The 12,995-nt window shown below is 58.7% G+C and carries 12 protein-coding genes; 8 read left to right on the top strand and 4 right to left on the bottom strand.

Translation table 11 applies throughout. The features are described from left to right. Positions 1–135: 135 nt before the first annotated feature. From secA to ribA, 5 genes are all read left to right on the top strand, one after another. Positions 136–2,886: a preprotein translocase subunit SecA gene (secA, locus tag AXW11_RS14990; RefSeq protein WP_041333407.1), complete on the top strand. Its 2,751-nt coding sequence runs from the start codon at positions 136–138 to the stop codon at positions 2,884–2,886. A gap of 127 nt (positions 2,887–3,013) precedes the next feature. Continuing rightward, positions 3,014–4,231 (top strand): bifunctional glutamate N-acetyltransferase/amino-acid acetyltransferase ArgJ, encoded by a 1,218-nt coding sequence (gene argJ / locus AXW11_RS14995; protein WP_091644113.1) that lies wholly within the window; start codon positions 3,014–3,016, stop codon positions 4,229–4,231. A 2-nt stretch (positions 4,232–4,233) separates the two neighbouring features. Further along, positions 4,234–5,199, top strand: coding sequence for a Nudix family hydrolase (locus AXW11_RS15000; protein WP_036203770.1), 966 nt, complete (start codon positions 4,234–4,236; stop codon positions 5,197–5,199). Positions 5,200–5,275: 76 nt separating this feature from the next. Beyond that, positions 5,276–5,764, top strand: coding sequence for a cyclic pyranopterin monophosphate synthase MoaC (gene moaC / locus AXW11_RS15005; RefSeq protein ID WP_007154565.1), 489 nt, complete (start codon positions 5,276–5,278; stop codon positions 5,762–5,764). An 83-nt stretch (positions 5,765–5,847) separates the two neighbouring features. Further along, a complete protein-coding gene (ribA, locus tag AXW11_RS15010; protein WP_007154564.1) occupies positions 5,848–6,462 on the top strand; it encodes a GTP cyclohydrolase II in 615 nt (204 codons plus the stop codon). A gap of 18 nt (positions 6,463–6,480) precedes the next feature. Here ribA and dxs read toward each other — a convergent pair whose 3' ends face one another. From dxs to AXW11_RS15030, 4 genes are all read right to left on the bottom strand, one after another. Further along, positions 6,481–8,415 (bottom strand): 1-deoxy-D-xylulose-5-phosphate synthase, encoded by a 1,935-nt coding sequence (gene dxs, locus AXW11_RS15015; RefSeq protein ID WP_036203773.1) that lies wholly within the window; start codon positions 8,413–8,415, stop codon positions 6,481–6,483. Positions 8,416–8,552: 137 nt separating this feature from the next. After that, positions 8,553–9,452 (bottom strand): polyprenyl synthetase family protein, encoded by a 900-nt coding sequence (locus AXW11_RS15020; RefSeq protein WP_041333409.1) that lies wholly within the window; start codon positions 9,450–9,452, stop codon positions 8,553–8,555. Beyond that, positions 9,452–9,706: an exodeoxyribonuclease VII small subunit gene (locus tag AXW11_RS15025; protein ID WP_036203780.1), complete on the bottom strand. Its 255-nt coding sequence runs from the start codon at positions 9,704–9,706 to the stop codon at positions 9,452–9,454. The genes AXW11_RS15020 and AXW11_RS15025 overlap by 1 nt, the downstream gene beginning before the upstream one ends. A gap of 48 nt (positions 9,707–9,754) precedes the next feature. Next, positions 9,755–10,540 (bottom strand): NRDE family protein, encoded by a 786-nt coding sequence (locus tag AXW11_RS15030; protein WP_041333410.1) that lies wholly within the window; start codon positions 10,538–10,540, stop codon positions 9,755–9,757. Between the two features lie 86 nt (positions 10,541–10,626). On the opposite strand from AXW11_RS15030, the gene AXW11_RS15035 reads away from it, so the two are divergent. The 3 genes from AXW11_RS15035 to AXW11_RS15045 all read left to right on the top strand — a co-directional run. Further along, positions 10,627–11,421 (top strand): sulfite exporter TauE/SafE family protein, encoded by a 795-nt coding sequence (locus AXW11_RS15035; protein WP_041336556.1) that lies wholly within the window; start codon positions 10,627–10,629, stop codon positions 11,419–11,421. A gap of 15 nt (positions 11,422–11,436) precedes the next feature. Next, on the top strand, positions 11,437–12,225 hold the full coding sequence (gene lgt / locus AXW11_RS15040; protein ID WP_041333412.1) for a prolipoprotein diacylglyceryl transferase: 789 nt from the start codon (positions 11,437–11,439) through the stop codon (positions 12,223–12,225). After that, on the top strand, positions 12,222–12,995 hold a 774-nt coding region (locus AXW11_RS15045), incomplete at its 3' end, for a thymidylate synthase (protein ID WP_286792446.1). The genes lgt and AXW11_RS15045, both read left to right, overlap by 4 nt.

Raw genomic sequence — 12,995 nt, forward strand, 5'->3', positions numbered from 1 at the left:
CGTTGTCCCCGTCCGGCACTCTTTTTTCAATCTTTTCAGCGTTGTGACAGGCTTCTGTGAGGCCTGACTTTTGTACTGCTGCGAAATAAGGTTAGAATGCCGGCTTCCTCCGTTTAATCAAAGAAGCAGTGGTCTATGTTCACAAAGCTTGCAACCAAGATGTTCGGCAGTAAGAACGCCAGAGAAATCAAGCGAATGCGCAAAACCGTATCGCGTATTAATGAGCTTGAAGAGCAGTATGGCAATTTGTCCGACACCGAGTTGCAAGGCAAGACTGCGGAGTTTCGCCGTCGCTATGACGAAGGTGAAAGCCTTGACGCATTGCTTCCCGAAGCGTTTGCCACCACCCGTGAGGCAAGTCGTCGAGTCATGGGGATGCGCCACTACGACGTGCAGATGATCGGCGGTATCACGCTTCACGAAGGCCGTATTTCCGAGATGAAAACCGGCGAAGGTAAAACGCTGGTAGCGACGCTGGCCGTGTATCTGAATGCTCTGACTGGCAAGGGCGTGCATCTGGTCACTGTGAACGACTACCTGGCTCGCCGCGATGCCGAATGGATGGGGAAGCTGTATCGCTTCCTGGGGCTACAGGTAGGTGTTGTCGTAGCCGGCCAGCCGCCTGAAGAGAAGCGGGCTGCCTATCAGGCGGATATTACCTACGGCACGAACAACGAGTTCGGCTTTGACTATCTTCGCGACAACATGGCCTTCAGCACGGAAGACAAGGTGCAGCGCGGCCTCCACTTTGCCATCGTGGACGAAGTGGACTCGATCCTGATCGACGAAGCCCGTACCCCGCTGATCATCTCTGGCGCTGCGGAGGACAGTTCAAAACTTTACCTGGCGATCAACGAGCTTGTGCCAAGCCTTGAGATGGGTGAAGTCAGTGAAGAGGGTGAGCCCAGTGGCGATTTCACCATCGATGAGAAATCCCGTCAGGTGGAATTGACCGAAACCGGCCATGAAAAAGTGGAAGAGCTGTTGTTGGAAAGGGGCTTGCTGAAGGAAGGTGAGAGCCTGTACTCCGCAGCCAACCTTAGCCTGTTGCATCACGTCCACTCGGCCCTCCGAGCTCATCATCTGTTCCAGAAGGACGTGGATTACATTGTCCAGGGCGATCAGGTGGTGATCGTTGACGAGCACACAGGTCGTACCATGCCGGGCCGTCGCTGGAGTGAAGGTCTGCACCAGTCGATTGAAGCCAAGGAAGGTGTTCGCATTCAGGCAGAGAGCCAGACCCTGGCATCCACCACTTTCCAGAATTATTTCCGTCTTTACGACAAGCTCGCCGGCATGACCGGTACCGCGGACACCGAGGCGTTTGAATTTCGCCAGATCTACGGCCTGGACGTGGTTGTTATTCCACCCAACAAGCCCATCCAGCGAATCGATTACAACGATCTGATCTACCTGACTCAGGAAGAAAAGTTCCACGCCATCATTGATGAGATCAAGGACGTGACGGCTGAGGGCCGACCAATCCTGGTGGGCACGGCCTCAATTGAGGCCTCTGAGCTTCTGTCCATGCTGCTCAAGAAGGCGCGGATTGACCACAAGATCCTGAACGCCAAACAGCATGAGAGTGAGGCCCAGATCATTGCCCAGGCCGGTCGCCCGGGTGCAGTCACCATTGCCACCAACATGGCCGGCCGTGGTACGGATATTGTGCTGGGTGGTAACTGGGAATTTGAAGTGGCGGGTATGGAAAGCCCAACCGAAGAGGAAATTGCCCGCACCAAGGCCGAATGGACCGAGCGCCACAACCAGGTGCTTGAGGCTGGTGGTCTGCACATCATTGGTACCGAGCGTCACGAATCCCGCCGTATCGACAATCAGCTTCGAGGCCGTGCCGGTCGTCAGGGCGATCCTGGTTCATCACGGTTCTTCCTGTCGCTAGAAGATAACCTGATGCGGATATTCGCGCCGGATCGGGTGAAGAGCCTGATGCAGGCCATGGGGATGAAAAAAGGCGAGGCCATCGAGCATCGAATGGTCACCAACGCCATTGAAAAATCCCAGCGCAAGGTGGAAGGCCGCAACTTCGATATGCGGAAAACCCTGCTGGAATACGATGATGTTGCCAACGACCAGCGTACGGTGATCTATGATCAGCGTAACGAGGTCATGTCCTCGGAAGACGTTTCCGAGATGATTAAAACCATTCGCGAGGATGTGGTGGACTCTCTGGTCAGTGAGTTCATCCCGCCGCAGAGCATGCCGGAGCAATGGGATGTTGCCGGCCTGGAGAGCCAGCTGCAATCGGAGATGGCCATCAACCTGCCTGTTCAGAAATGGCTGGACGAGGACAGCAAGCTCTACGAAGAGAATCTGCGTCAGCGTATTCTGGAAGAGATTGTCGCGGCCTACGACGCCAAAGAGGAACTGGCGGGCTCCGAGCCCATGCGCAAGTTCGAGAAGCAGGTGTTCCTGCAAGTGCTCGACACGCTCTGGAAAGAGCATCTATCAAACATGGATCACCTGCGCCGTGGAATCCACCTGCGTGGTTATGCCCAGAAGAACCCCAAGCAGGAGTACAAGCGCGAGGCCTTTAACCTGTTTGAAAGCATGCTGGAAACCATGAAGCGTGATGTGGTCCGGGTGTTGTCTCATGTCCGTGTTCAGAGCCGTGAAGAAATGGAAGAGGTGGAACGCCGCCGCAAGGAAGAGCTGGAGCGGGAGCTTGCCCAGGCGCGACTGCGCCACGATGAAACCAGCGCCACCGCACAGCACAGGCAGGATGACAGCGCAGATGGAGCTGCTACCCAGCAGCCTCAGGGAACGCCGGAGACCTTTGTGCGACAGGACCGAAAGGTAGGGCGAAACGAGCCTTGTCCATGCGGGTCTGGCAAGAAGTACAAGCAGTGTTGTGGAAAGGTAAACTGATTTCCGCCGCTGAGTGAGCGAACTAAGGCCCGCACCCTGATCGACAGGTTGCGGGTTTTTCGTTTGGTAACCGGTGTTCCGGCCGGGTCGCCGGGTAGAAGCCGATCATGACGAAAGGAGAGTAAAAATGGCAGTTGGTCCAGGAACCTTGCCGACGTTTTTCCCGGTGGCCGGTGTCAGGCTGGGTATCGGCAGTGCCGGTATCAAGAAACCCGGCAAGAAGGATCTGGTGGTTATAGAGTTGGCGCCGGGTAGCAGAGTGGCCGGTATTTTCACCCGTAATCAGTTTTGCGCGGCCCCTGTTCACGTCACGCGAAGCCATCTGGCAAGCGATGCACCGCGCTACCTGCTGATCAACACAGGCAATGCCAATGCCGGCACCGGCGAACAAGGTATGAAGGATGCCCAGGCCTGTTGTCAGGCTTTGGCGGATCACGCCGGTGTCCCCGCTGGTAGCGTGCTGCCGTTTTCGACAGGGGTTATCGGGGAGCCACTGCCGGTTGGTAAAATTGTCAGCGCGTTGCCGCAAGCACTGGCGGATGTCTCGGAGTCCCACTGGGCTGAAGCGGCGTCTGGGATCATGACCACCGACACTCGTCCCAAGGGTGCCTCGCGCCAGATTGATCTGGATGGCCAAGCGGTATCCATATCCGGTATCAGTAAGGGGGCGGGCATGATCCGCCCCAATATGGCTACCATGCTGGGCTTTATTGCCACCGATGCGAATATCGCACCGGATGTGTTGGCGAGCCTTGCGTCAGAATTAGGAGAGGCGTCGTTCAATCGGATTACCATCGACGGTGACACGTCCACCAACGATGCCTGCATGCTCATTGCCAGCGGTCAGTCCGGCGGCCCTGAAATCGCGGCCGATAGCCCGTCCCTGCCAAAGCTCAGGGATGCGCTACGAGAGGTGTTCCTCGAGCTGGCGCACGCGATTGTTCGCGACGGCGAAGGTGCCACCAAGTTTGTCACTATTGAAGTGAGCCGCGCGACATCGGTACAGGAGGCGCTGGACGTTGCCTATACGGTCGCTCACTCACCACTGGTCAAAACCGCACTGTTTGCATCCGATCCCAACTGGGGGCGGATACTGGCTGCCGTGGGGCGTGCTGGTGTCGCCGGGCTGGACCTGAACGCCCTCGAGATCTGGCTGGGAGATGTGTGCCTGGTCCGCAATGGTGGCCGTGCTGCGGATTACAGCGAGTCCCGCGGGCAGGCCGTGATGGACGGTGAGGAAATTACCATCCACATTGATCTCGGGCGGGGGAATGTCAGTGAACGGGTGTGGACCTGCGACTTTTCCCATGACTACGTCACCATCAATGCTGAGTATCGCACCTGATTATGACGCCGGTTCAGGAAATACACGTTGCGGTGGGTGTTGTCTTTCGTGATGGGAAGGTATTGATCGCCCGTCGGCCGGACCATGTTCACCAGGGTGGTTTGCTTGAGTTTCCGGGTGGCAAGGTTGAGACCGGTGAAACGGTCCAACAGGCCCTGGTCAGGGAGATTCGGGAAGAGACCGGGTTGCGGATAAATCCGGACCTGCTTGAGCCGGTGATTGGAGTTCGCCACGATTATGGCGACAAGCGGGTGTTTCTTGACGTCTGGGAAACCTCTTCCGCTGAAGGCGACCCCGAGGGCCGTGAAGGGCAGGCGATACAATGGCTCGATGTCCAGGACCTGGCGGATGTTGATTTCCCCGCTGCAAACCGTCCGATTATCCGCGCCCTGAAGCTGCCTCGTCGCTATGCCATTACCGGTTCTGCTGGCGATCCCTCGGCATTCCCTGAACAACTTCGTCAGCGCTTGCTCGAAACGCGCCCACAGGTGTGCCTGTTCAGGGCACCGGGACTAAGCGATGAGGTCTACGAGCGGTTGGCGGGCTGGTCACTGGAGGCGTGTCGCGCCAGCGATTCGCTGCTGATGCTTCACGGTGCCCCGCCGCTGCTTGAGTGCCTGCCCCAGGCCACCGGTTTGCACCTGCCGTGGCGGGAGGCCCGGCAGTTTTCCTCCCGGCCGATACCCGAGGGCTACCTGCTGGCAATCTCCTGTCACGATGAAGAGGAAATTGCCCATGCAGAACAGCTCCAGGCAGACTTCATTACCCTGGGACCGGTAAAGCCTACCTCTTCCCATCCTGGCGCGCCGGGAATTGGGTGGGAGCGTTTCCAGGAGCTGGTCGCAGGCGCCGCGATTCCTGTTTATGCCCTTGGCGGGCTTGTCCCTGATGATATCCTCGCAGCACGGCAGGCTGGCGCTCAGGGCATTGCGGGTATTGGTTTCTGGTGGTCAGGGAACGGATACTGATCCCGCCGCCAGTTCTGTACGCTCTGGTATGATAGATCCGTGAAGGCCGCTTTTATCAACGATTTTGGGAGACACCGTGAGCAAACTGACGCATCTTGACGATACTGGCGCCGCGCGCATGGTAGACGTTACGTCCAAGGCTGTTACCGAGCGTGAGGCCAGGGCCGAGGCGCTGATTCGGATGGCGCCGGACACCCTGGCAATGATTGTGGAAGGGCAGCATCCCAAGGGAGATGTGCTGGCGGTGGCGCGGGTTGCCGGTATCATGGCGGCCAAGAAAACCCACGAGCTGATTCCGCTTTGCCACGCGCTGAACCTGACCTCGGTAAAGGTAGAGCTGACGCCGGGCAAGGACGGCGCTTCGATTCACATCGCCACTCGCTGCAAGCTCTCCGGCCAGACCGGTGTTGAGATGGAGGCCCTGACAGCCGCCAGCGTGGCGGCACTGACCCTCTACGATATGTGCAAGGCCGTTGATCGCGGGATGGTTGTGGACAATGTCCGCCTGTTGGAGAAGAAGGGTGGGCGTAGTGGCCACTGGTCTGCTTCTGACTCCGGTTCGTAGGATCCATCATACAGAGACTACGCCAGGGCGCTGGCCTCGTGATAGAATGCGCCGCTCGATTGACTGAACCACGAGGAAACACTGTGGCTGTTCGTTACATCCAGACTTGCCGGCTGCCAACCCCTTTCGGCGTTTTCGACATGCACGGCTTTGAAGAGCCGGACACCGGAAAGGAGCACGTGGCGCTTACGCTGGGTGACCTCAACAGTCCGGAGCCGATGCTGGCGCGGACCCACTCCGAGTGCCTGACCGGTGATGCCCTGTACAGCATGCGCTGTGACTGTGGTTATCAGTTGGAAGAAGCCTTGCGCAGTATTGCCCGCGAAGGCCGGGGCATTCTTATGTACCTGCGCCAGGAAGGCCGGGGTATTGGGCTCCTGAACAAGATTCGTGCCTACAACCTGCAGGATCAGGGTGCGGATACGGTGGAAGCCAACGAACAACTCGGTTTTGCGGCTGACTTGCGGGACTACAGCATGTGCCGGGATATGTTGGCACACCTGGGCATTCGTAGCCTGAGGCTGATGACCAATAACCCCCGTAAGGTAGATGCTTTGACCGATCTGGGTATAGAAATAGCGGAGCGCGTCCCTCTGCACGTAGGGCGCAACCCCCACAATGAGCATTACCTCAATACCAAGCAGAGCAAGCTCGGACACTGGTTCGAGACCCACCAGGACGACGATCCCGCCGTCTGATGTGATCTCTTCGCGTGTTTATTGAACCGCCTTTAGCGACTGGTTGTACTTCATTCGCTCCAGGCGGGTTTCAATAGTGTGCCTGATACCTTCGGCATCCAGTCCACAGGAAGACAGCAACTCGCCGTGCTTACCGTGATCTATGAAGGTGTCTGGCAGGCCGATCTGAAGCACAGGCTGGCTGACATCCCGGCTGTTCAGGAATTCCGTCACCGCGCTGCCCGCTCCGCCGGCAATGGCGTTCTCTTCAATCGTAACCAGCAGGTCATGCTTTTCCGCCAATGCCAGGATGAGCTCTTCATCCAACGGTTTTACAAAGCGCATGTCGGCGACAGTGGCGCCCAGAGACTTGGCAGCCTCCAGTGCAGGCGTAAGCAGGGTGCCGAAGTTGAGTATGGCAACCCCTGAGCCTTCTTTCACAAGCCGACCCTTGCCGATCGGTAGCGGAGCCAGCTCGCGGACCATCTCTGCACCCGGGCCTGTGCCCCGCGGGTAGCGCACTGCCGCCGGCCCCTCAAACAGCATACCTGTGTGCAGCAGTTGCCGGGTTTCGTTTTCGTCAGAGGGAGTCATCACGATCATGTTCGGGACACAGCGCAAGTAGCTGATGTCAAACGCGCCTGCATGAGTGGGGCCGTCTTCGCCGACCAGCCCGGCGCGGTCAATCGCGAACAGGACGTCCAGGTTCTGTATGGCCACGTCATGGATCAGCTGATCGTAGGCACGCTGCAGGAACGTCGAATAGATCGCCACCACTGGTTTGGCGCCGTCACAGGCAAGGCCCGCCGCCAGGGTGACGGAATGCTGTTCGGCAATGGCGACGTCGAAATACCGGTCCGGGAAGCGTTGGGAGAACGCCAGAAGATCGGAGCCTTCACACATGGCGGGGGTGATGCCCACAATGCGGTCGTCGGCTTCTGCGGCGTCGCAGAGCCATTGGCCAAACACGTTGGCGTATTTCAGCTTCGACGGCTTCGGAGCAACCGGTTCTGGCTTGCTGGGCGGCACCGGTTCGATCTTGTTGATGGCATGGTAGCCGATTGGATCGGCTTCGGCCGGGGCGAAACCCTTGCCCTTGGTGGTGACCACGTGGAGGAATTGCGGTCCGTCCAGTTCGCGGATGTTCTCCAGAGTCTCCAGCAGCAGAGGCAGGTCGTGGCCGTCGATTGGGCCGATGTAGTTGAACCCTAGCTCCTCAAACAGCGTGCCCGGGGAAATCATGCCCTTGAAGTGTTCCTCGGTCTTGCGGGCCAGCGCCATCAACTGTGGCGTGCCCTGAAGCACCCGTTTTCCGCTGTCGCGGACCTGATTGTAGGTCCGGCTCGCCAACAGCTTGGCAAAATAGTTCGACAACCCGCCCACATTGCGGGAAATAGACATGTCATTGTCGTTGAGGATCACCAGCATGTTGGCGTCCAGATGCCCGGCGTGGTTCAGGGCTTCGAACGCCATGCCGGCCGTCATGGCACCATCCCCGATGACGGCAATGCTCTTGCGACCAGTGCCCTGCATGCGGGAGGCGATGGCCATACCCAGGGCAGCGCTGATGGAAGTGCTGGAGTGACCAACGCCGAAGGTATCGTATTCGCTCTCCGCCCGTTTCGGGAAGCCGGCCAGGCCATCCTTTCGACGGATGCTGTTCATGCGTTCCCGGCGCCCGGTCAGGATTTTGTGGGGATAGGCCTGGTGGCCGACGTCCCAGACCAGGCGGTCTTCCGGGGTATTGAAGACGTAATGCAGGGCAACGGTCAGTTCCAGGACACCCAGGCCGGCGCCGAAGTGGCCGCCTGTTTGTCCCACCGACCATAGCAGGAAGGCACGTAGCTCCCTGGCGAGCTGGGTCAGTTGCTCTGCTGCCAGTTCGCGCAGTTGCCCGGGAGTGTCAATCCTGTCCAGCAGCGGCGTGTTGGGCCGTTGGGACGGGATTTCCTTAAAAGTATATGTATCCTGCATCTGCTCGGGTCTTTTCCGGGTGATTCAAAATGTGGGTTCTATTATAGGGGATGAAGGCACCCGGTTTCATACTGATTGGGCCAGCCGGGCCCCTCCAGTCCTTCATAAGTCAGTGTGCATGCCTGAGCCGTTGATGATCAATGGGTGCGTGCCACTACGTAACCGGCCATGTCCCGGAGCAGGTCGCCTTCCTCGCCAAACATCTCGATGCTGGCCAGTGCGGACTCAAGCAGCTGTGACAGGTAGTTTCGGGCGCCGTCAGCGCCCATCAGCGAGGGATAGGTTGGCTTGGATCGGGCCAGATCCGAGCCCTGGGGTTTGCCGATCACAGTCGTATCGCCCTCGATATCCAGCAAGTCATCCTGCACCTGGAAGGCGAGGCCGAGGGTTTGCGAATAAACCGTGAGGGCCGCCAACTGGTCTTCGTTCACCTCGGTTGCGGTGAGGGCACCCATCCGGACACTGGCCGCAATGAGTGCACCGGTTTTGTGGCGGTGCATATTTTCCAGCTGCTCAACGGTCAGCTGCTTGCCTACGGACTCAAGGTCTATCGCCTGTCCACCTGCCATGCCCTGGTGGCCGCTGGCGGTCGCCAATTCACGTATCATTGCAAGGCGCACCTGATCATCCAGTCCCGGCGCTTCGGCCAGCCAGCCGAACGCAAGGGTCTGCAGCGCATCGCCTGCCAATATGGCGGTGGCTTCGTCAAAGGCGATGTGCGTGGTGGCGCGGCCCCGGCGCAGATCATCGTTGTCCATGGCGGGCAGGTCATCGTGAATCAACGAATAGGCATGAATCAGTTCCAGCGAACAGGCGGGAACGATCGCACTTTCCTGAGGCTGGCCAAGCGCCGTGGCTGCCGCCAGGCAAAGCGCCGGCCGGATGCGCTTGCCACCGCCCAGAACACTGTATCGCATGGCCTGTTGCAGGCGTTCAGAGCCGTGGCCGGATGCACAAAGCTGGCGCTCAAGTTGGGCATCAATCTGATTGCGGCATTGCTCCAGGAAAGCCGCCAGGCGGGTGTTCGGAGTTCGCATCAGGCAGGTTCGTCCGGGCTAAAAGGGCGTGTTTCCAGTGTGCCATCGCTGTTTTCCACCAGTTGTTCTACCCGCTGTTCCGCCGTCTTGAGCGCTTGCTGGCACTCGCGAGTCAGCTTTACGCCGCGCTCGAATGCAGTAAGAGACTGCTCCAGGGAGAGTTCGCCCTGCTCCAGGTCATGGACCAGTTTTTCCAGCTCATCCAGGGATTTTTCGAAGTCGGCGATGGACGCCGCGCTTTTCTCACCGGCCATAAAGGGCCTCCGGTTGCTTCGCGGAATTTGGCGGATTATACCAAAGCTTCAGGCCGACCGCTGCCAGCAGAAATGCCTTGTGCCTTCCTTTTTTCCCTCCGGTCCCCAGCACTGTTCCGTTACCCGGACTTCACCGACGGCGCTGACCGTGACCACTGTCGTGGCGCGGGTACCGTAGTCACTGCCGATAATGAACGGCGAAGACAGAAAGCGCTCGGTGTCCTTGCCAATACCGGTATCCGGTAGTTCATGGTCGGGCGCCGGCGTGGTGTCCTGCAGGCGTTCGATAAGATCGTGATGGAGGTCATCAGTGCGGTCCGCCGACGCACCTTCAAGCAAATCGGTCACCGAGTTTCTCAATCTCAGCAGTTTGGGCCATGGGGTCTGCAGAAGGTGGTTGCTCAAGCCGTAGGTGCCGCGATGAACATGGCGCCCGGGGTGAGCATCACGGTTGCTGTAGTACCATCCTGAGTGGCGATTCAGCCTGACCAGATTGAATCCCGAGTAATCGCTTTTTCGTGTCTGCAGCCGGGCTGCGAGCGCATCACTGTTGTCTGCCAGCGCCATCAGTGGCAGTTCGCCACGGGAGTGGGCGCCGGTCACCTGCGAGCCTTCCCGCACATTGGTCACGGCGGCAACAGCTCCATCCTCATCGACTGCGAGCCAGGTGCCTCCTGACTGCAAATCACGTCCCGCCAGAACATCGCGCCCGGCGGTTTCGCTGTGCCACCAGTCCATGGCCGCCGTGGGCCGGCGAAAGAACTCATCGCGATTTGCTGCCACGACCAATGGAAAGGCAGGATGCTGTTTTACGCTAAAAACAATCAGGCACATGGTGGCGGGCTCATCAGTCGCGAGTGAACAAAAGGGATTCGGTGTGTATCATACCAGCCTGATTTGCTGTCTGCGTGTGGCTGAGTATGACCCTTTTTGCTGTTGTTGGCCTGTACCTTGTGCTGGGCGCCCTGGCGGGCACCATGGCCGGCCTGTTTGGCATTGGTGGCGGGCTGGTTATTGTTCCGGTGCTTATTTTCAGTTTTGACCTGCAGGGTGTGAGTAGCGACATTGCGGCGCACCTTGCCGTGGGCACCTCTTTGGCCACTATTGTCTTCACCTCCATCAGTTCAATACGGTCCCACCATCTCCACGGCGCCGTCCGCTGGGAGATATTCCGCCCCATGACGGCGGGCATTGTGCTCGGTGCGGTGGTGGGTGCCTGGACCGCATCCATGCTCAGTGGTGAGGTCCTGGAGCTGCTCATTGGTGTGTTTGTCATTCTGGTGGCTTTGAAAATGCTTTTCGGTGCCAACCCCAAACCTGGCCGCAATGTGCCCGGTTCCGTTGGGCTGGGCAGTGCCGGGGCCGGTATTGGCTGGGCATCCGCTATTTTTGGCATTGGCGGGGGGACGCTGACTGTTCCGTTCCTGAGCTGGTGCAACGTGCGGATGCAGCAAGCGGTAGGCACCTCCGCCGCCTGTGGATTGCCCATCGCTGTGGCCGGCGCGCTGGCAAACATTGGCACCGGATGGCAGAACCCGGATCTGCCGGAGCTCAGTGTCGGGTTTATCTATCTGCCTGCGTTTGTGGGTATCGTTCTGACCAGTGTGTTGTTCGCCCGGGTTGGAGCCAACCTGGCTCATCGCCTGGACGCAGCCCTGTTGAAAAAAATCTTCGCCATCTTCCTGATTGTCGTAGGTATCCGTTTTCTGTTCTGACCTGAGGGGTTATTGATGCTCCAGCATCCGCAAATCGATCCGGTGGCCATTGCTTTCGGGCCTTTGAAAATACACTGGTATGGCTTGACCTACCTGGTCGGATTTCTTGTGGGCTGGTGGCTGGGCCGCCTTCGCGCCCGCAAGCCCTGGTCGCCGATTACCGAAGTGCAGATGGGGGACATGCTGTTCTACATTGCCCTTGGGGTGATATTGGGCGGCCGCTTTGGCTATGTGATCTTCTATAATTTCAGTGCCTTCGCGGCTGACCCGCTGATGTTATTGCGCGTCTGGGAAGGAGGGATGTCTTTCCATGGTGGCCTGCTAGGTGTGATCTTCGCCATGTGGTGGTTCGGTCGCAAGGTGGATCGCACCTTCTGGCAGATTGCGGATTTCGTCGCACCACTGGTGCCGGTTGGCCTGGGTGCTGGTCGCATCGGCAACTTCATCAACGGCGAACTCTGGGGCAAACCCACGGATGTTGCCTGGGGTATGGTTTTCCGTACCGCGCCGGACAGCCTGGCCCGGCACCCGTCCCAGCTTTACCAGTTTGCGCTGGAAGGTGTCCTGCTGTTCATCGTCCTGTGGTGGTTTTCGTCCAAGCCGAGACCTCGCATGGCGGTCTCAGGCCTGTTCCTGGCGTGTTACGGTATCTTCCGCTTCCTGGTGGAGTTTGTTCGCCAGCCCGATCCCCAGCTGGGTTACCTGGCCTTCGACTGGCTGACCATGGGGCAGGTGTTGTCGTTCCCGATGATCCTGGCGGGCGCCGTTCTGATCGTTATTGCTTACCGGAGAAACGCTGAATGAAAGCCTATCTCGACCTGATGAAAGACGTGGTGGACAACGGTATGGACCGCGGTGACCGCACCGGCGTCGGCACCCGCTCGGTCTTCGGTCGCCAGATTCGTTTTGACCTGCAGGACGGCTTCCCGCTGGTGACCACCAAGAAAGTCCACCTGCGCAGCATTATCCAGGAGCTGTTGTGGTTCCTGCAGGGTTCCACCGACAACAACTGGCTGAAAGAGCGCAACGTTTCTATCTGGAATGAATGGGCCCTGGAGAACGGAGACCTCGGTCCTATTTACGGCAAACAGTGGCGAAGCTGGCATTGCCCGGATGGCAGCACCATCGACCAGATCAGCGAAGTGATTGACCAGATTCGCAACAAGCCCAATTCACGCCGGTTGATTGTCTCGGCGTGGAACCCGGCTGAGCTCCCGGATGAATCCATTGGCCCCCAGGACAACGTCCGCCAGGGTCGCATGGCCTTGGCTCCGTGCCACTGCCTGTTCCAGTTCTACGTCGCCGACGGCAAGCTCTCCTGTCAGCTCTATCAGCGCAGTGCCGACCTGTTCCTGGGTGTTCCGTTCAATATCGCGTCCTACGCGTTACTGACTCACATGATTGCCCAGCAGTGCGATCTGGGTGTGGGGGAGTTCGTCCATACCTTTGGTGATTGCCACCTGTACCAGAACCACCTGACCGACGACATCGTGTTCGAGCAGTTGAAGCGGGAGCCACGGGCGTTGCCAAAGCTGGTGATCAAGCGTAAGCCTTCATCGATCTTCGAGTACGAG

The sequence above is a fragment of the Marinobacter sp. Hex_13 genome (assembly GCF_001566815.1).
GTDB classification, from domain to species: Bacteria; Pseudomonadota; Gammaproteobacteria; order Pseudomonadales; family Oleiphilaceae; genus Marinobacter; species Marinobacter salarius.

What these genes read in the sequence shown, in the direction of transcription:
- AXW11_RS15000 (WP_036203770.1), top strand. Translation starts at nt 4,234, where the DNA reads ATGACGCCGGTTCAGGAAATACACGTTGCGGTGGGTGTTGTCTTTCGT.
- AXW11_RS15025 (WP_036203780.1), bottom strand. Translation starts at nt 9,706, where the DNA reads ATGGCCGGTGAGAAAAGCGCGGCGTCCATCGCCGACTTCGAAAAATCC.
- lgt (WP_041333412.1), top strand. Translation starts at nt 11,437, where the DNA reads ATGCTCCAGCATCCGCAAATCGATCCGGTGGCCATTGCTTTCGGGCCT.
- AXW11_RS15020 (WP_041333409.1), bottom strand. Translation starts at nt 9,452, where the DNA reads ATGCGAACTCCGAACACCCGCCTGGCGGCTTTCCTGGAGCAATGCCGC.
- argJ (WP_091644113.1), top strand. Translation starts at nt 3,014, where the DNA reads ATGGCAGTTGGTCCAGGAACCTTGCCGACGTTTTTCCCGGTGGCCGGT.
- dxs (WP_036203773.1), bottom strand. Translation starts at nt 8,415, where the DNA reads ATGCAGGATACATATACTTTTAAGGAAATCCCGTCCCAACGGCCCAAC.
- secA (WP_041333407.1), top strand. Translation starts at nt 136, where the DNA reads ATGTTCACAAAGCTTGCAACCAAGATGTTCGGCAGTAAGAACGCCAGA.
- AXW11_RS15030 (WP_041333410.1), bottom strand. Translation starts at nt 10,540, where the DNA reads ATGTGCCTGATTGTTTTTAGCGTAAAACAGCATCCTGCCTTTCCATTG.
- AXW11_RS15035 (WP_041336556.1), top strand. Translation starts at nt 10,627, where the DNA reads ATGACCCTTTTTGCTGTTGTTGGCCTGTACCTTGTGCTGGGCGCCCTG.